This window comes from Pseudomonas sp. R3-57 (assembly GCF_051132065.1).
Taxonomy (GTDB): domain Bacteria; phylum Pseudomonadota; class Gammaproteobacteria; order Pseudomonadales; family Pseudomonadaceae; genus Aquipseudomonas.
This window is the reverse complement of the sequence record NZ_CP071656.1, coordinates 16,594-33,156: the sequence shown is the minus strand read 5'-3', so window position 1 is coordinate 33,156 and position 16,563 is coordinate 16,594. Positions and strand designations below refer to the sequence as shown.

The 16,563-nt window shown below is 55.6% G+C and carries 18 protein-coding genes; 6 read left to right on the top strand and 12 right to left on the bottom strand.

What is annotated here, in order from left to right:
• Positions 1-42: 42 nt before the first annotated feature.
• Positions 43-264 carry a hypothetical protein gene (locus J3P93_RS27610; RefSeq protein ID WP_434598574.1) on the bottom strand — a complete coding sequence of 74 codons (222 nt, stop codon included), beginning with the start codon at positions 262-264 and terminating at the stop codon, positions 43-45.
• Positions 265-448: 184 nt separating this feature from the next.
• On the opposite strand from J3P93_RS27610, the gene J3P93_RS27605 reads away from it, so the two are divergent.
• Both J3P93_RS27605 and J3P93_RS27600 read left to right on the top strand, forming a co-directional pair.
• Positions 449-877: a LexA family protein gene (locus J3P93_RS27605; RefSeq protein WP_434598571.1), complete on the top strand. Its 429-nt coding sequence runs from the start codon at positions 449-451 to the stop codon at positions 875-877.
• The gene (locus J3P93_RS27600; protein ID WP_434598569.1) at positions 867-2,150 is read left to right on the top strand and encodes a Y-family DNA polymerase; all 1,284 of its coding nucleotides are present in this window, start codon (positions 867-869) and stop codon (positions 2,148-2,150) included. The genes J3P93_RS27605 and J3P93_RS27600 overlap by 11 nt, the downstream gene beginning before the upstream one ends.
• A 5-nt stretch (positions 2,151-2,155) precedes the next feature.
• Here J3P93_RS27600 and J3P93_RS27595 read toward each other — a convergent pair whose 3' ends face one another.
• The 9 genes from J3P93_RS27595 to J3P93_RS27555 all read right to left on the bottom strand — a co-directional run bounded on the left by J3P93_RS27595 (position 2,156) and on the right by J3P93_RS27555 (position 8,662).
• Complete coding sequence (locus J3P93_RS27595) at positions 2,156-2,485, bottom strand: stability/partitioning determinant (RefSeq protein ID WP_434598568.1); 330 nt, start codon at positions 2,483-2,485, stop codon at positions 2,156-2,158.
• Positions 2,482-3,171 carry a ParA family protein gene (locus J3P93_RS27590; RefSeq protein ID WP_434598566.1) on the bottom strand — a complete coding sequence of 230 codons (690 nt, stop codon included), beginning with the start codon at positions 3,169-3,171 and terminating at the stop codon, positions 2,482-2,484. Before J3P93_RS27590 ends, J3P93_RS27595 begins: the two co-directional genes overlap by 4 nt.
• A gap of 102 nt (positions 3,172-3,273) precedes the next feature.
• Positions 3,274-3,528 carry a hypothetical protein gene (locus J3P93_RS27585; protein WP_434598564.1) on the bottom strand — a complete coding sequence of 85 codons (255 nt, stop codon included), beginning with the start codon at positions 3,526-3,528 and terminating at the stop codon, positions 3,274-3,276.
• Between the two features lie 64 nt (positions 3,529-3,592).
• Positions 3,593-4,003 (bottom strand): hypothetical protein, encoded by a 411-nt coding sequence (locus tag J3P93_RS27580; RefSeq protein ID WP_434598562.1) that lies wholly within the window; start codon positions 4,001-4,003, stop codon positions 3,593-3,595.
• Between the two features lie 49 nt (positions 4,004-4,052).
• Entirely contained in the window at positions 4,053-4,340 is a 288-nt protein-coding gene (locus J3P93_RS27575) for a hypothetical protein (protein ID WP_434598560.1), read from the bottom strand.
• 193 nt (positions 4,341-4,533) lie between these two features.
• A complete protein-coding gene (locus J3P93_RS27570) occupies positions 4,534-4,791 on the bottom strand; it encodes a hypothetical protein (protein WP_434598723.1) in 258 nt (85 codons plus the stop codon).
• Between the two features lie 882 nt (positions 4,792-5,673).
• A complete protein-coding gene (locus tag J3P93_RS27565; protein WP_434598721.1) occupies positions 5,674-6,567 on the bottom strand; it encodes a hypothetical protein in 894 nt (297 codons plus the stop codon).
• A 187-nt stretch (positions 6,568-6,754) separates the two neighbouring features.
• The gene (locus J3P93_RS27560; protein WP_434598718.1) at positions 6,755-7,078 is read right to left on the bottom strand and encodes a plasmid replication protein RepB; all 324 of its coding nucleotides are present in this window, start codon (positions 7,076-7,078) and stop codon (positions 6,755-6,757) included.
• 204 nt (positions 7,079-7,282) lie between these two features.
• Positions 7,283-8,662 (bottom strand): OprD family porin, encoded by a 1,380-nt coding sequence (locus J3P93_RS27555; RefSeq protein ID WP_434598716.1) that lies wholly within the window; start codon positions 8,660-8,662, stop codon positions 7,283-7,285.
• 277 nt (positions 8,663-8,939) lie between these two features.
• On the opposite strand from J3P93_RS27555, the gene J3P93_RS27550 reads away from it, so the two are divergent.
• The 4 genes from J3P93_RS27550 (at position 8,940) to J3P93_RS27535 (ending at position 10,047) form a co-directional block, all read left to right on the top strand.
• Positions 8,940-9,239 carry a TrfB-related DNA-binding protein gene (locus J3P93_RS27550; protein WP_434598713.1) on the top strand — a complete coding sequence of 100 codons (300 nt, stop codon included), beginning with the start codon at positions 8,940-8,942 and terminating at the stop codon, positions 9,237-9,239.
• A 90-nt stretch (positions 9,240-9,329) separates the two neighbouring features.
• Positions 9,330-9,515, top strand: a complete 186-nt coding sequence (locus J3P93_RS27545; RefSeq protein ID WP_434598711.1) for a hypothetical protein — start codon at positions 9,330-9,332, stop codon at positions 9,513-9,515.
• Between the two features lie 51 nt (positions 9,516-9,566).
• Positions 9,567-9,752 carry a hypothetical protein gene (locus tag J3P93_RS27540; RefSeq protein ID WP_434598708.1) on the top strand — a complete coding sequence of 62 codons (186 nt, stop codon included), beginning with the start codon at positions 9,567-9,569 and terminating at the stop codon, positions 9,750-9,752.
• Between the two features lie 64 nt (positions 9,753-9,816).
• Positions 9,817-10,047 (top strand): hypothetical protein, encoded by a 231-nt coding sequence (locus J3P93_RS27535; RefSeq protein ID WP_434598706.1) that lies wholly within the window; start codon positions 9,817-9,819, stop codon positions 10,045-10,047.
• A 29-nt stretch (positions 10,048-10,076) separates the two neighbouring features.
• On the opposite strand, the gene J3P93_RS27530 is transcribed toward J3P93_RS27535, so the two are convergent.
• Together J3P93_RS27530 and J3P93_RS27525 are read right to left on the bottom strand one after the other, a co-directional pair.
• Entirely contained in the window at positions 10,077-10,652 is a 576-nt protein-coding gene (locus tag J3P93_RS27530) for a recombinase family protein (protein ID WP_434598704.1), read from the bottom strand.
• Between the two features lie 480 nt (positions 10,653-11,132).
• A complete protein-coding gene (locus J3P93_RS27525; RefSeq protein ID WP_434598701.1) occupies positions 11,133-16,445 on the bottom strand; it encodes an Ig-like domain-containing protein in 5,313 nt (1,770 codons plus the stop codon).
• Positions 16,446-16,563 lie beyond the last annotated feature (118 nt).

Genomic DNA, 16,563 nt, shown 5'->3' with positions numbered 1-16,563 from the left:
GTGGTGGCTTCCGAGGCGCCCAGCGTGAGCTGGGCACTTGAATCAAAGGGTGTCGTCGCCCTCCAGATCCGACAAGCTGTCGGCTAAGTCAATCTCGACTCCCACCTGGTCGGCCTCATCGGTCACGGTAAACACACAGGCACTGTCGTGCTCACCGGCCGCGATATTGGCCGCAAAGTAACGTTCAGCAATGAGCTGAGCAGCGGCTTTGTGGTCGCCTTCGCACTCCACATCAACAGTCCAGGAAATTTGATAACGGGGCATTCTTTGCTTCCTCAATGATTTGCTTCAACGAGGGCAATTCTACACTTACCTGTGGAATTTACAAGCGTAATTACACAGCAAAGCATGGAATTAATCCGAAGCTTCTGTGCCTTCGGTCTAGAGGATCTGGTCGTCGCCACGCCACTCGTTTACTGTATATATCAACAGTAATTATCGGTGCGTTATGAACGTTCTTTCAGTTTCCCCCCTCCCCTCGTCCGATCAACCCGTCCAGGTGTTGGCAGGATCTGCGGCCGGTGGGTTCCCCAGTCCCGCAGCCGACTACTGGGAACCATCGATTTCGCTCGATGAACTACTCAATGTTCGTGCTCCGCATATCTGGATAGTCCAGGTCGAGGGGGACAGCATGCGCGACGTGGGTATTTATGACGGCTCTCGACTGGTTGTCGACCGAGCAATAACCCCATGCACGGGGCACGTTGTCTTGGCCTATGTCGATAATCAGCCCCTGGTAAAACGCCTGGCTAAATCCCCTCGCGGCTGGTTGTTGGAATCGGCCAACCCTGATTACTCCCCGATCACCCCCGAACAATATGGATCGGTTGAAGTCTTCGGCGTGGTGACTTGGTGCCTGACTCCCCATGCACTCTGAACCTCGTCCAGTCTTCGGCCTGGTGGACGCGAACAGCTTTTACTGCAGCTGCGAGCGCATTTTCCGGCCCGAGCTGCGGCACCGACCGGTCGTCGTTCTTTCGAACAGCGACGGCGCGATTGTCGCGCGTACCAACGAGGCCAAGGCCCTGGGCATCAAGATGGGCGAACCCTACTTCAAAATCCGCGAGTTCTTGGCGCAGAACGGTGTCGCCGTGTTCAGCAGCAACTACACCCTGTATGGCGAGCTGAGCCATCGCATGTCCATGGCGATTGCATCCCTCACGTTCGCGCAGGAGCAATACTCCATCGACGAATGCTTTGTGCGGCTCGACGGTATGCCAGAACCAATAGTTGAAGTAGGCCGCGCGATACAGGCGCGCGTGCTGCAGTGGACTGCCCTGCCCGTGGGGGTCGGCATTGGCCACACCAAAACGCTTGCCAAGGCTGCACAGCACGCATCCAAGGTCTGGAGAGAGCGCACGGGTGGGGTCGTGGATCTGCGCAAGCCTGAGGCTGTGGAGTGGTTATTGCGCCGGATGCCGGTTGAGGACGTCTGGGGGATCGGCGGCAGGATGCGCGACAACTTGGCTCGCGACGGCATCACAACAGCCTGGCAGCTTTCTCAAGCTGACGCGCGAGCGATGGGCCGCAAGTACAGCATTGTGGTTGAACGAACGATCAGAGAGTTGCAGGGCGAATCCTGCATGGATCTGGAACAGGTTGTATCGCCGAAGCAATCGATCTGCTCGAGCAAGATGTTCGGTCAGCGGGTGCACACGCAAGAAGGCTTGCGCCAAGCACTCGCGACCTACCTTCACAAGGCGACGGAAAAACTACGAAAACAGCGTTCCCTGTGCGGCGCGTTGCGGATTGGGATACAAACCTCATTCCACGGAGACGGGCCGAAGTATGCCAATGCCACAACATGCATTCCTGACTATCCCACTGATGACGTTCGGCAATTGACGAAACACGCACTGCGGGCTTTAGAGAGCATTTATCGACCGGGCTTTGCCTACAGTAAGGCTGAGGTCTTGTTAATGGATCTACGCAAGCGGGGGGAGTACAGCGAAGACTTGTTCAAGCCGAGCCAACCACAACGCACGGACGCTTTGATGGCCGTCATGGATCGCGTGAACAGACGCTGGGGGCATGACTGTCTACGAACTGCAGCGATGCCCTTGGCGCCTGACTGGGGTATGCGCCGCGCCTTGCTGAGTCCCAGCTATTTGACTAGCTGGGATCAGCTTTGGCGGGTTCGATGCCGGTGACCACCCTATTTTTCTGATTCCATCTTCTCTAACTGCTCCAATGCGTCCAAGCACTTACCAAATAAATCGCCTAGCTTGCTAATACCGCGTTCTTCCGCAATTCGATAAAAACGCTCTTGGTCAGCAACATCTACCCGGATGTTGAATTGAACCTTCGGTGAAGCGCCAAAGCGCTTCCGTTTATTTCCTAGCTCTGCTTGGGGTGCTTCACGCGACGGGAAATTGTTATCACTTGATAGCTTATCGATATCAACTGATATCGGAGGCGTGGTTGAATCGGTTTTGGGTTTGAAATTCTGCAGCGCTTTGAATGGGTCTACACGATCAGTCGTCATTGGGGCATTACCTCAGAAAGCTTTGTCAGCATTTCGGCCGTTACTGCCTCGGCGTTGACTATCGCTTTAGCGAGACCAGGCACCAAAGCGGGGTCTAACTGCTCCAAAGGCAATTTGAAGGAAAACATCGCCCTAAAAGCGTCACGCTCACACATTTCTGTAGAGAAAACAGAAATACCCTGCTCCTTCAAACCGTTCTGCAAGCTGGTGGTTGTGCGCGTGGTATATGCAGCAGGTGTACCAGTGAACAAAACCGAGAAAGGCAATCGATAGTTAGGAGCATGCCTTTGCACGGACAGTTCTTGATCGTGAATCAACGCAATCGCTTTCGCCGCTTCATCCGCATCAAGGTACGAGCCGCGCATGGGAATGATGACGTAATCGGCTTCCTGCAAAGCATGAACGACGATTTTCGCAGCGGTGCCTTCCAGATCAACCAAAACAAACGGATCAATCTTCGCAGCTTCACGAATTTTGCTCGCAATGTTGTTTTCCGTTACACCCGACACAATACGCATGTTCGAAGGGCACCCCCCAGCCGAAGCCCATTTTTCCATTGGGTTGTTCGGATCGGCGTCGATGATAGTTACGTTCGCGCCCTTTGCGGCTAATTGTAAGCCCATGGTCAGACATGACGTCGATTTCCCGACCCCGCCCTTCGGGCACACAAATGGAATTGTAGGCATCGAATCACCCTATGATATTAAAAGATATCAAAACATAGCGAATGATAGCACAGCACTCGCAAGATGTAGCTATTAAAAGATAGCACGCACTAACAAAAGATATCAGGTGATAGCCAAAAACGTCAGCTGGATCGCCATGATGTCATATGAAAAGATATCAAATGATAGCCGAAGGATATCGATCAATATCAACAAATAGCATGTGCTAACAAACGCCATCAGCCCCTCAGCAATGCAGGTGGCTGTGAGATTGTCGACAAGCTCACTAAGCGGGGTCAGGTGTTGCGGGTTGGCAAGTTCGGCCAATGGAAGACTCATCAGAGCGTTGGTATTCGTGATATATTTTGCTTCGGACATAGACAACCCCTTGAAGGTTTTTGTGTTCCACGCTGGGGATGGCTGCAACCATGCCCCGGCCTTTTTAAGCCATAAAGGCCAGCACCTGGACTACGTCCTGCGGTACTCGGCCAGTCAATACCAAAAAGTGCCGCCATACGCCGTACGGCACCGTGATGCTTCCTTCCTTGAACCCTCGCACTCGTCGATCCGAAGACAACCCCAGCAAGGCCGCAAGCTTTGCGTCAGTGCCGTATTCCTTGAAATGCGATTGGAAGTGCCTGAAATAAGCACCTACAACATCCGGGTGAGGCGGTTCCCAGCCTTCGCGTTCGCGCAACAAATGGGTTCGCGGATAGCGGTTTTCGTCAATCTCCGACTGTGGCGGCAGTCTCGGCGCGTGAAGATTGGCCATCAACTGCACAACTCCATCCCTTGTGCCTTCTTCGAAGACCAGCGCCTGTTGTGCCGCGATATCAGGTAACTCAATAACCATGATGCAGATCCTTGTGATGGTCAGAGTAGGGGGGTCACCCCCCCCATTCCTACCGTGGCGACAGCTCGATACGTCGAACGTCTGAAACACGGATGTTGACCAAACTCAGAGTTCCTGTGGCTAGCCTCTTCCAGTTGCCGCCCTGGTGAATGTGCATCAGGGCATAGAACAGGTAGTCAGGTAACAGGATGTCTGTGCGGTCGACGCGGATTCCGATGTGTTCGGGGTTGTACTCCCGAACCGGTTCACCGCATCGATCAGCTGACCCCCTTCGAACCAACCAGAAATGTGCCTCTGGAAAGTTCGTCTGAATCGTCGCCACATCTGAAAGTCTCATCTCGTTCTCCGTCAGCGGCAACGACTAGCCCCCTCTAGAGTCGAGTGGCTCTCTGCGTGCCACCAACAGACGCAATATTAGGCTAAATTAGCCTATCAGACAAGCTTTATTTAGGCTAAATCAGCCTAAATATAAAATATTGCTATCAAAATGGATGGTCCAGCTGCGGCGCCGGCGCCGGACTTGCTAGCAGTCAGTCGAACAGATCCTGCTGGCCGGCCACTTCTGCGACTTGCACACACAACGGCGCGAGCTCCTTCACTAATCGATTCATACGTGCCAGTCGTTCACGTAATCGCGCGTTCTCATCCTGCATCGACGCGATACGCGCTTCCTGGGTGATCACCAGTTCGGCAGCGGCAATGAGGGCCTGGCTACCGGATCCTTTACCCGTTAACTTTTTGACTTGCGCGACAAGCGCGTCATCGATCTGCCTGATTTGAATGAGCACTGCACACCTCTGAGTAGTAGCAAAAAATCGAATGGCTGTTTGGCCTCGCCGAAAATGCTACCACCTTGAAAAGACTTATTGCTATCAAATAATGGCCTGGCCAGCTCCGGACCAATTTTTTTTGCTACCAGCGATCAAATCCCAATCATTCGAAGCGTTTCACACTCGAGCGCAAACGGTGATAGCAAATCAAAGCCCGGGAGCAGCTGATCGATCGCCAATTTGCTACCAGCAGCACAATCGATTTCCGGTCGATCCAAAATCTGAAAATCGATGCCTTCACCGAAGGCACATAGCGGCAGTAGCGGTTCGGTTCTCTAAAGCGAGCCTGTGCGCACACGCACCCGGTTGAGCACTCGGCCGGCTTGCCGGTCGGGGGCGATTTATCCGGGTCTTAGCGCCCGAAGGGGGGCCGTAGGCCAGGGCAGGCCAGCTTCATCGGCCTGCGCCGCTTAGACAGGCGTACACGCGGAGTTGAGGTATGATCCCCACGGGTGCAGGGGCCGTAGGCTCATGCCTGGGGTTGGGGGCGAGTAGCCCCCGATGTCCACGCCGTGCCGTAGGCACGACTTGCGTGGGCATTATTTGGTGGAGCGAAGCTACACCTCCCATCTTTAATTTTTTTCCTCCTGGTTAATGACCGACACTTAAAAAATCTCTTGCCGACACTTAAGTTCTTCTAAATGAAGGACTTGGGCGCATTGCCTGTGGATAACTCGAAAGGGGTAGGGGATCGCCGGCAGGATGGCCAAGAAAGGGCATTTCCGCGCTCGGTAGCCGAATTTTGGGCGCAATAAGGGCAGGGCAGGGCCGTCCTGCATGGGGAGTCTGGAAAAAGGGCGTAGTTACCCTACAGCGGCCGCAGAATGGGCCACAGGATGGTCAACTGTACTGACGGGTCTTCTCGGCGATAATGCGTTCTACTTCGTCGTAGATCTCTTGTCGCGTTCGTCCGGGGTCGGCCAGTAGCATAGCCGTCTGCAGCTCTATACGTGCGCGCTGCAGCTCTACAGGGTCAATAGCGGGACGTCTAGCGCCTCGATCCGCCTCTGCCGCTGCACGGAATTTCCCCAGTGATTTGTTGCCATTGATGACCAGCGCGTTGCGCGCCCAGGTCGTCAAAGTGCCGCCGGCCTTCTTCACTTTCTTGGCCAGGCGCTCAGTTGCACGGTCTTGCTCATGTTTGAGCCGCTTGGCCAAGCCGAACAGTGTAAACAGCAGCTTGTTGACCGCCTTAACGGCCGCTAACCCACGCCATGTACCGTCTTCTTTGAGCTGCCGAGGTTGGCTAACCGTGATCAGGTTGGCTTTTTTCAGATCGGCCATCGCGCGCTCAGCTCGACGTGGGTGCAAACCTGTGAGCTTGACCAGGTAAGGCAAGGTGAGCGAGATAAACCCCGACGGCGTAGGAACACCACAACGCAGGGAAACCAGATCGGTATGTTCCAGGATAGCTGACTGCAGCGCTAAGCATGCCTCGCGGCGCTCGCTGCGCTGCTGACGGCCTTGCTTGCTCTTATGGGCATTGCGTAGGGATGGTAGGACGTTCGGCGACGCGTAGTAACGCCGTATACGTTCCTGCAGCTCGATCAAAATTCCTGGGCGACGTTTGCTTGTCTCCGGCCGGATCAGATCGAGTCGAGGGGAATCGGGTTGATGGCCACAGAAATTGCCGCCGTGATTGACACGTTCGACGTATGGCCGTTTTTCTCTTGTAATTCGATGGCTCGCTCCCTCTTGGGTGCGCGCAACCATCGCGTGCGACGCTAAATCCATATACCCGCCGTTCAGCGGTGAGCTGGTGACTTAATCGCTTTTGCAACTTGCAAGAAGCTGCCGCGCTAAGCCATAATCAGCTCACGTTGATGAGGAACAGGTCTCCTTCGTCGAAAAAAGCAAGACCTGTTCTAGTTGTTCCAAAAAGCCCGGTATCCAGCCGGGCTTTTTGGTTTCTGCAATTCGGCTATGCCACTTGCAGTTCTCCTACCTGTGTTGTCACTTCTTTGAATCCCACTCGCATAGCATCCAGGTGAGCAGATTCAAGGCTCTTGTAGATCTTGTGTCGCGGCGATCTCGCGATGGTCATGTGATCGGAAGTGCCGTCTTTCTTCTTGACGATCAATACCCAACCATTTTCCAAAAGAGCAGGCGCGACGATGGCAGCTGTAAGGCTGCCTTCTTTGTACAACTTGCGCATACCTGAGAGATTCACAGCCATCACGCCCTCAAAATCGATGAAGAGATAGGGTGCCACCATAAGCGGCAATGCACGAAAAAGCAAATTCATGCATACCTATAGCCCTTTCGACAGGCCTTAATCAGCGATTTTGATGCAGGAAATCTAAGTTTCGTGCAGGCGAATGCTCGTCATCCCGTTAAGGGATACGGTGAGTATTTCGACGTGGGGTACTAGGAGGAGGGGTGCAGCAGACCCGGTATTACCCGAGTCTGCAGAGGCAAAGCTGATGGATATGAAGCCTTGCCAAGCCGATTAGAAAATCTGCTTGGTGTAGCTCAGGATCAGACGGTTTTCATCCTGGTCACGCTGGCCAGCGATGTTGCTGCGCCAGATAGCGTTTTTCCAGGTGAAGCCTACGCCTTTGAAAGCACCCTCAGGGACAACATAGGCCAAGGTCAGATCACGCTCGTACTCGTTCTGGTCGCTACCGCTAGCACGACGGTTGGAACCCACGGTATCGATGTCGTCGCCACGCAGGTAAACCACGCCGGCAGTCGCACCTGGCAGGCCCAAGGCTGCGAAGTCATACGAATAACGCGCTTGCCAGGTTTTTTCGCCGGCACGGGCGAACTTCTGGATCTGCATGTCGGTGATGGTGTAGTTCGACGAACCGTCGCCCTGGTTCAGCCATGGGAAGTCGCTGCTACCGTTGGATACCTGGTAGCCGCCACCGAAGGTATGGCCAGCCACGGTGTACAGGAACAGACCGCTGTAAAGGTTGTTGTCGACCTTGCCGCGACCGCTTACGGCACCACCGTAGTTACCGCTGCTGAAATGTGCAGGGTCGTTACCATTGGCGCCGTCGTCCGAGCTGTTGAAGTAACGGAAATCCGATTTCAACACGCCCGGCCCGATGGCCCAGTTGTGCACCAGACCCAGGAAGTGTTGTTTATAGAAGTCTTCCAGGTTGCCGTAGTAATACTGCGCCGTCAGGTCTTTGGTGATCTTGTAGTCGCCGCCCGCGTAGATGAACTTGTTGCTGCGTGCATTGTTACCCGTTGCGTTGCTGTTGCCGCCACCATTGGCGCCGCCAATCGACAGGTTTTCGTTGTTGCTGGAGTTACGGCCCTTGGCCTTCTCGATCTGGCCACCGATCAGCGTCAGATCCTTGATCTCGCCGGATGTGATCTGGCCACCCTGCCAGGTCTGAGGCAGCAGACGGCCGTCGTTGGTGATGATGACCGGGTTCTTCGGCTGCAGAGTGCCCAGTTTCAGTTCGGTCTGAGAAATCTTGGCCTTGGCAGTTACGCCGAGGCTGGCGAATTCATCAGCCGCACCGTGATTGCCGTCAGTAGGGAAGACAGTACCGCCGTCATTCACACCCGAGGCGTTGCCGGATTTGGCCTCGGTGGAATCCAGCCTGATGCCCCACAGGCCAATCGCGTCAACACCAAAACCAACCGTGCCTTGGGTGTAGCCGGAAGTGAAGGTGCCGATAAAGCCTTGGCCCCACTCACTGTTCCGCGACGGCGCAGCAGTGCCTTCACGGTTGTCGGAATCGATGTAGAAGTTTCGCGCTTGAACAGTCAGCTTGCTGTCCTCGACGAAACCGTGCGCGGTTTGATCAGCGGCATGGGCGCCGAATGTCAGGCTCGCGAGTGCGACCGCTGCAGGCAGTGAACGGATGTACATAGTGTTGGCTCCTGGTGGATCTTTTAGGTGTTTTTCTAATTAGGGATGTCGAAAGGCCGCCACGCTAAACGTAATTATTTGTTACGTCCACGATCTAAGCGTTTCTTGCTTATGCAATCCAGCTATGTCGGACGTGAAGGCTGCGACTTTAGTCGAATAAACGGTAAAGCTGGTAAAGCATTATTGAACCGTGTTTACTATCTGCCAGCAACCCACCGATCAACCGATGGGGACATTAAGACAGGAAAGGGTCAGTTTGATGACAAAGACATTACTCATGTCGGCCACGGATTTCGAAAAGCAGCAGGGCAAGCTGGCCAAGCTGTCCTTGGAGGTACACGCCCTTGCGCGCTTGATTCTCGTCGAAGGGAAGACCGCCACCGTCGCCGCCCAGGAAGTGGGAATGTCTAAGCAGCTCGCAGCGCATCACATGAAGCGCGTCAAAGCACTGCTGGAAGGTTACCCCGCGTCCTGGGTTCCGTTTGATGAATGGATGCCCGACTGGCTGGCCATCGAGACACGGGCACGTCTGAAAGAAGAAACCGACAAGCTCAAGAAAAAAATAAAAGTAAAATGAGTAAAATAATGTTTGACAGGTTTTACCGACACCAATAGCATGGGGCCATCAGCGACAAGAACGGCGCTGAACACACCAAGGAGCTACACCATGAACGCATTGAAATCCCTTCTGACTCTCGCTGTTGTTGCTGTTGCCTCTGCTGCCCTGACTGGCTGCGGCACTCTGGAACGCGCTCAGGATCTGCGCGATGCCAACCCGGCCGCTTACGAGGCCATCACCGGCGATGCCAACTACGCCGCGCAAAACGCACAGTTCAACGTGCACGGCTCGTAAGCCTCGCCCTCGTAAACAGTAATTCCAATCGAACATCCAAGGAGCTTCACCATGACCGTTATCAAAACCCTGCTGACCTTCGCTGTCGCTGCTGTTGCCTCTGTTGCCCTGACTGGCTGCGGCACTCTGGAACGCGCTCAGGATCTGCGTGATGCCAACCCGGCCGCTTACGAGGCTATCACCGGCGATGCCAACTACGCCGCGCAAAACGCGCAGTTCAACGTCCACGGCTCCTGAGTTACCGCTGACGAACCTCAAGCCCCGATAGACCGGGGCTTTTTTTGGCCAAAGGAAAATTCTGATGAACATAAAAAACTGCCTCTTGTTGGGTTCCCTAGTGTTGTTCGCCGGTTGCACTCACATTCAGGACTTGATTGCCTGCCAGCCACCACAGAAGAATCCAGAGCCTTTCGGGATCGAACATGTAGGCTGGGATCACCGCTCCGTTGATGAAGTGCGTTGCAGTAATGAACAACTCAAGGTTGTGCAGCTCGCACGTATTCAGCGTGAAGCGAGCGCGGTGAATCGGTGAAAGCAATTCAGCTTTACAAAGCCCCGCACTCACGCGGGGTTTGTTTTTTCTGAAATCGTACCCGGCGGCAGATGCCTGTATATGGATGAAAGTGAAACACCAAGTTGAGACGCAATTTCCTTCCGATCCAAGCCATCATGCAGCAGTTGCTGTGCTTCTTTGCGTTTAGTCTCCGTCATCTTCAAAGGTCTACCACCATAGCGGCCTGCCTTTCTAGCGACTTCCAGGCCTGCGAGTGTGCGCTCTACACACAGCTCGCGTTCCATAACCGCTAATGCGGCCATCACATTAAAGAAGAATCGACCGGCTGGGTATTTAGTGTCTATCCCATCGGTAACTGACCGTAAATCAATCTTGCGCCGTTCTAATGTAGCGGCCAGATCAATCAAACCCTTCATGGAACGGCCAAGCCGATCAAGCTTCCACACTACCAGCGTATCGCCCTCAGAGAGCGCCCGTAGGGCCTTTGCAAGCCCAGGGCGCTTCTGTGCTTTCCCGCTTGCCTTGTCAGTGAATATTTTCAAGCATCCTGCTATTTCCAGCGCGTCGAGCTGCAAGCTCAAATCCTGATCCATTGTGGACACGCGTGCATAGCCGATGAGCATTAGTCGGATTCACCAGTAAAATTCGGGCGCGAATCCTACTAGAAACGACCGTTTCTGGTAACGCCACAACTGGCGTGACTTTCACAGCTACCAATCCAGTGGTTAATTCCTTTACAGCAACCTGCATTGGTGCAAACAAGTGGGGGCCAATAACGCTGGCTAACACCATCTGTACCGACCAAGGAGCGATTCTGGATTCGACGCTTGCATGGAACGTTTCAGGTGCTGATCGTTATGAAATCTGGAACGGCGAATATATGTGGTATTCGGGAACCTCGACGTCTTATGTTCCACCGGCTTACCCAGGTGTTGGAGGGCCTAATCTAACTCTTAAAGCTTTTAACGGCGGAAATGTGACTTCCATTACTATTTCCCCGACATGGGAAGAACGCTATGTCTGCGGTGCGAACTGCACAGGTTCTTAAACGCTAATCAACAAAAAAGCCCCGCAAATGCGGGGCTTTTTTTAAGCACAATCGTTTAAGAACCTGTGCAGTTCGCACCGCAGACATAGCGTTCTTCCCATGTCGGGGAAATAGTAATGGAAGTCACATTTCCGCCGTTAAAAGCTTTAAGAGTTAGATTAGGCCCTCCAACACCTGGGTAAGCCGGTGGAACATAAGACGTCGAGGTTCCCGAATACCACATATATTCGCCGTTCCAGATTTCATAACGATCAGCACCTGAAACGTTCCATGCAAGCGTCGAATCCAGAATCGCTCCTTGGTCGGTACAGATGGTGTTAGCCAGCGTTATTGGCCCCCACTTGTTTGCACCAATGCAGGTTGCTGTAAAGGAATTAACCACTGGATTGGTAGCTGTGAAAGTCACGCCAGTTGTGGCGTTACCAGAAACGGTCGTTTTTGCGTAAACCGTCGCTCCACCGGCTACCGTGCTTCCGATATACGCGACAGCGATACCGCTGCCATCGGTGTACGAAACGCCAGTGTTCAAATTACCCAACGATGTAGCCCATTGAACTGCTTGCCCTGCAGGAAGTGCGTTGCCGTAAGCATCGCGCACAGTGGCATACAACGTTGTGTTCGTCCCATTGGCCGGCACTGAGGCTGGATTAGCGACGAGACTGATAACCCGTGAGGTTGACGCATCAGCGACCAGTGTCACCGACGTGCTAGCAGCCCCTTGAACGGCAGCGGCTGTAATTGTTGCGCTGCCGGCGATCCCACCGCGAAGCGTAACGCTTGCTTGGCCAGATGCATTCGTGGCGGAAGAACCACTAGACAACGTGCCGCTCGATGTCGACCAGTTGACGTTGACGCCAGCGCCCATGGTGTTGCCGTTCGCATCCCTGACAGTCGCAATCAACGTGCTTGTGGTCGCGTTGTTGGCCAGGATTACGTTCGGTGTTGCTGTCACACCAACAACACGAGCGGTTGCCGCATCAGCAGTCAATGCAACATTGACCGACGACGAACCGGCAATTGCTGCCGCTTGAACGGATGCTGTACCTGCAGCTGTACCGCGCAAGGTGACGCTGGTTTTGCCCGCTGCGTCGGTGACAGTCGATCCACTGGAAACCGAACCCAGGTTGGTCGACCAGTTAACGCTAATACCGGCTGGTACAACGTTGCCGTGCGCATCAGTGACGCTGGCCGTCAGGGTGCTGACTGAAGAGCCGTTCGCTACGATGCTTGTCGGACTAGCGGTTACACCGATGACGCGTGATGTCGAAACATCAGCGATCAACGTAGCGCCTGCGCTGGCCGATCCTTTGGCTGCAGATGCAGTCACCGTTGCGCCACCGGCGACAGTACCTGTCAGCGTTACCGTTGCCTTACCTCGGCCATCAGTAACGGTCGATCCGCTTGCCAAGTTGCCACGCGTAGTCGACCAACTTACTGCCACGCCTGCCGGCATCGGGTTACCGCCTGAATCCTCCACAGTAGCCACAAAGGTGCTGATATCAGACCCGTTTGCCCGAATGGTAGTTGGACTACCCGACAGCGCAATCACGCGGGCAGATGCCACATCAGCAACAAACTGCACACTAGTCGAGGAACTGCCAGCCGCCGCTGTACCGGTCACATTGGCCAGGCCCATGGCGGTGCCAGATGTCAGCGTTACCCGTGCTTTACCGGCTGCGTCGGTGACCGTGGTACTGCTCGACAAACTGCCTTCGGACGTATTCCAGGAAACCGAAACGCCCGGACTCATCTTGTTGCCATGCGCGTCTTCAACGGTGGCAATGATGACGCTCTGGTCGGATCCATTGGCGGTGATCGTCGACGGTGTTGCAGTCAGATTGATCACGCGCGCCGCCGAAACATCCGGCGTAAACGTTACCTGAGCATTCGACGAACCGGCGGCACTGGCGGCGGTCACGGTTGCCGTGCCGGCAACGGTGGATGACGTCAGTACCACGCTCGCTTTGCTGTTGCCATCGGTCACAGTCGACGCGGCGGCGAGGTAGCCCGATGTGGTCGACCAGCGAACCACCGCACCGGATCCGACCGGGTTTCCGTTGGCATCATTGATGGTCGCTACCAGGGTGCTGGTCGACGAACCGTTGGCCGTGATCGATGTCGGCGTAGCCGTCAGGTCGATGACCTTGGCGGTGGTGCCGTCAGCAGTCAGCGTGACGTTGGTCGTCGTGCCACCAGCCACAGCGGTTGCTGTGATGGTCGCAGATCCTGCCACAGTACCCTTGAGGGTAACCGTGGCCTTGCCCGCTGCATCGGTGGTGCTCGATGCGCTCGACAGCGTGCCGAGGTTGGTGCCCCAAGTAACGCTAGTGCCTACCACCGGGTTGCCGTTGGCATCTTCGACGCTGGCAACCAACGTGCTGCTGGCCGAGCCGTTCGCCACGATGGCCGCAGGTGTTGCAACCAGGCCAATCACCTTCGCGGTGGCCGCATCCGGGGTCAGCGTAACGACTGCTGTCGAGGAACCGGCAGTGGCCGTTGCCTTGACGGTTGCCGAACCTGCAAGTGGGCCTTTCAGGGTGATGCTTGTACGTCCATTGGCATCGGTGGTGGTGGACGCGTCAGACAGATCCCCCAACGAGGTCGACCAAGTCACCGCAACGCCCGGTACCGGGTTGCCGTTGGTGTCTTTAACCACCGCTTCCAGCGTACTGGTCGCGACATTGTTGGCCGGAATGGTGGCCGGTGTTGCATTCAGGCCGACTACCTTGGCCGTTGTGTTGTCTGGAACCAGGTCAACCGAGGCGGTCAACGAACCTGCCACGGCTTGAGCGTTCACAGTTGCAGTGCCAGCCACAGCGCCCTTGAGCGTGACCACGCTTTTACCGTTGGTATCGGTCGTGGTGCTGCCGCTGGAAAGCGTGCCCAGCGATGTGTGCCAGGCGACAGGCGCACCGGCTACCGGGTTGCCGTTGGCATCCTCAATGGTGGCCTCCAGCGAACTGGTGGTGACGTTGTTGGCCGGGATGGAGGCGGGTAATGCCACCAGGGCCGCGACCTTAGCGGTTGCGTTGTTCGCTGCGAATGCTACGGGTGCAGTGGCTTCGCCGGCAGTCGCTTTGGCTGTGACCGTGGCGGTACCCATTTTGGTCGATGACTTGAGGGTCACCGTGGCTTTACTGGCTGCGTCTGTGACGCCGGCCGGAGTCGACAGCGTACCGTCGGTGGTTGCCCAGCTGACTGGTACACCAGCTCCCACAGGGTTGCCATTGGTATCGCCGATGGTTGCGGTCAATACGCTGCTGGACGTGCCGTCTGCAGGAATTACACCTGGTGCTGCTACGAGGGACATAACCCGCGCATTGGCGATGTCAGCGACAAAATCCACTTTGGCATCGGCACTGCCGGCAACGGCTTTCGCAGTCACCGTCGCATCACCGATCTGTACTGGCGAGGTCAGAACGATGGTGGCTTTGCTTTCCTCATCGGTCACGGTCGATTCGCTGGCCAGCGTGCCGTTGGTGGTCTTCCAGGTTACTGGAATGCCGGCGCCCAGCGAGTTGCCGTTCTTGTCGATCACGGTAGCGATCAGGGTACTGGTGGCTGTTCCGTTTGCCAGGATGGCCGGCGGGGTCGCTACCAGGCCGACGATCTTCGCCGAGGTTGGATCGCCCAGGAAATCCGCATCGGCCGATGCGGCCGCGCCTTGTGGTTCTTTCGCCGAAACCCGTACTGCGCTGCTTGAGCGGCTGACCAGCTTCAAGTTGGCCTTGCCCTGCTTGTTCGTCATCGAGTCTTTCTCGACCACGGTGGCAGAACCGGACACAGCCCAAACGATAGCCGTGTCAGCGCGAGGCAAGCCGTCTGGCTCCTGCAGAGACGCGGTAAAGGTCACTTCATCCGAACCGTCTGCTTTCGCCTCGGCTTTGGAGCGTTCCAGTGCGATCAGGAACGGCGTCACGGTCACTTGCATGACGTTCGATTTGACGACTTCACCGTACACGTCAGTGGCAACAGCTTGTAGGGTGTAGCTATTGAGGCCGGCAGGGTTGTAGGCCGGCAGCACCACTGTACCGGTGCCTGAGCTGTTGTATGGGCGGGCAAAGCCACTTGCCGAGCCTGTCCAAGTCACATTGCTGACCCGTCCGCCGGTCAATGTCACAGGAAAGGAAACCATCGCTGTCGGTGTGCCGCTGACTTCTGGCGGCAACATCATCAGCGCATGTTCTGCCTTCTTGTAGTCCAGCACGATTTCATTGTTGCGGTTGACCAGGCCATAACGCGAGTTGGCCAAGTTGTGGTTGACGCTGTAGGCCGTCGACAGTTGTTTCGACAGCGGCACGCCGAACTGGTAGTTGATCGCCAGTTTTACCGAGGTTTCAGAAAGGCCGTCTTGACCTTGGCGATAGTCCACGCCGCCGCTGAGCATTGGCACAGGCGCGTAGCTCAAGCCAAGCGTGATCGCTTGCGGATCTTTCTGACGATTGCCGGCGCCGAACAAGCCTACCTGGTCGCCGAAGTATTTTTCATAGACAGCCTTGGCGGTGACTTTCGGCATCGAAGGCAAGTTGCCTTCAATTCGCAGATCGTAACCGTTGGCCGGGCGCTCCAGATAGTTATCCAGATCCGGTGATTTCTTCCACTCCGACATCCGAACATACACGTTCGCGCTCGCGCGGATGTTGTCGGTAAACGCTTCGGCGCCGATGCCCAAGCGTTCATTCTTGCCGGTCATGTCACGGTCATAGAAACCGTTGATGCCGGCGAGCCAGTTATCGAAGCTACGACGGTAGCCAACACCCAGGTTGATGGTGCTGCGGTAGTCCTCGGTGCGTGCATTGGAATGGCGCAACCCGACCTGGGCAAACACTACGTCCTTTTCGCCGTCGACAATCGGATAGAGCATGTCGAAGCTCGCGGACTTGCCGCCTTTACTGCCAACGTTGAATGCGATTTCGGTGGTGGCATTACGGGCTGAGAACCAATCTTTCAGCCCTTGGCCAGCCGCCGAATTCAACATGCCCATGGCCATGCTGCCGAACTCGTCGCCGCCCTTGTAGCCGCTATTGAGCGGGTTCGCGATGTCCTGCTGCTCAGCCAGTGGCAAGTCACCGCCGAACTCTGACAGAGGGTCGGACTTGCTCGATGGCGGTTCTTCTTTAACGGTGTTGCTGGCCAGCTCCGGCAAGTTGTACGGATTGGCCGCGCTCGATTCCTGCGCTTGATTGTCCTGAGCCGCGCGCTCGTCGTAACTGTACGCGGAGGCTTTCGTTTGCTCGATGGCCGAGGCCTGCTCGACCTGCTGAACGGTGGTCGTGCAACCTGTGACCAGGGCCAGATAGCCGATGAACAGGTTTTTGAAGAGCGAGCGCGATCCTCCGCGCCATTTATTTAGCGTGTCATTAATCATCGGTAGTTCCCAAGATGATGAACAGCGGAAACAGCTATTCGCGGCGCAGAAAGCACCGTTAGTTGTTTCGAATTAAGTTGACCGGCGCAGAACCTGGAGCGGTTGGCCGACTAAGCGG

What these genes read in the sequence shown, in the direction of transcription:
- J3P93_RS27610 (WP_434598574.1), bottom strand. Translation starts at nt 264, where the DNA reads ATGCCCCGTTATCAAATTTCCTGGACTGTTGATGTGGAGTGCGAAGGC.
- J3P93_RS27605 (WP_434598571.1), top strand. Translation starts at nt 449, where the DNA reads ATGAACGTTCTTTCAGTTTCCCCCCTCCCCTCGTCCGATCAACCCGTC.
- J3P93_RS27600 (WP_434598569.1), top strand. Translation starts at nt 867, where the DNA reads ATGCACTCTGAACCTCGTCCAGTCTTCGGCCTGGTGGACGCGAACAGC.
- J3P93_RS27595 (WP_434598568.1), bottom strand. Translation starts at nt 2,485, where the DNA reads ATGACGACTGATCGTGTAGACCCATTCAAAGCGCTGCAGAATTTCAAA.
- J3P93_RS27590 (WP_434598566.1), bottom strand. Translation starts at nt 3,171, where the DNA reads ATGCCTACAATTCCATTTGTGTGCCCGAAGGGCGGGGTCGGGAAATCG.
- J3P93_RS27585 (WP_434598564.1), bottom strand. Translation starts at nt 3,528, where the DNA reads ATGTCCGAAGCAAAATATATCACGAATACCAACGCTCTGATGAGTCTT.
- J3P93_RS27580 (WP_434598562.1), bottom strand. Translation starts at nt 4,003, where the DNA reads ATGGTTATTGAGTTACCTGATATCGCGGCACAACAGGCGCTGGTCTTC.
- J3P93_RS27575 (WP_434598560.1), bottom strand. Translation starts at nt 4,340, where the DNA reads ATGAGACTTTCAGATGTGGCGACGATTCAGACGAACTTTCCAGAGGCA.
- J3P93_RS27565 (WP_434598721.1), bottom strand. Translation starts at nt 6,567, where the DNA reads ATGGATTTAGCGTCGCACGCGATGGTTGCGCGCACCCAAGAGGGAGCG.
- J3P93_RS27560 (WP_434598718.1), bottom strand. Translation starts at nt 7,078, where the DNA reads ATGAATTTGCTTTTTCGTGCATTGCCGCTTATGGTGGCACCCTATCTC.
- J3P93_RS27555 (WP_434598716.1), bottom strand. Translation starts at nt 8,662, where the DNA reads ATGTACATCCGTTCACTGCCTGCAGCGGTCGCACTCGCGAGCCTGACA.
- J3P93_RS27550 (WP_434598713.1), top strand. Translation starts at nt 8,940, where the DNA reads ATGTCGGCCACGGATTTCGAAAAGCAGCAGGGCAAGCTGGCCAAGCTG.
- J3P93_RS27545 (WP_434598711.1), top strand. Translation starts at nt 9,330, where the DNA reads ATGAACGCATTGAAATCCCTTCTGACTCTCGCTGTTGTTGCTGTTGCC.
- J3P93_RS27540 (WP_434598708.1), top strand. Translation starts at nt 9,567, where the DNA reads ATGACCGTTATCAAAACCCTGCTGACCTTCGCTGTCGCTGCTGTTGCC.
- J3P93_RS27535 (WP_434598706.1), top strand. Translation starts at nt 9,817, where the DNA reads ATGAACATAAAAAACTGCCTCTTGTTGGGTTCCCTAGTGTTGTTCGCC.
- J3P93_RS27530 (WP_434598704.1), bottom strand. Translation starts at nt 10,652, where the DNA reads ATGCTCATCGGCTATGCACGCGTGTCCACAATGGATCAGGATTTGAGC.
- J3P93_RS27525 (WP_434598701.1), bottom strand. Translation starts at nt 16,445, where the DNA reads ATGATTAATGACACGCTAAATAAATGGCGCGGAGGATCGCGCTCGCTC.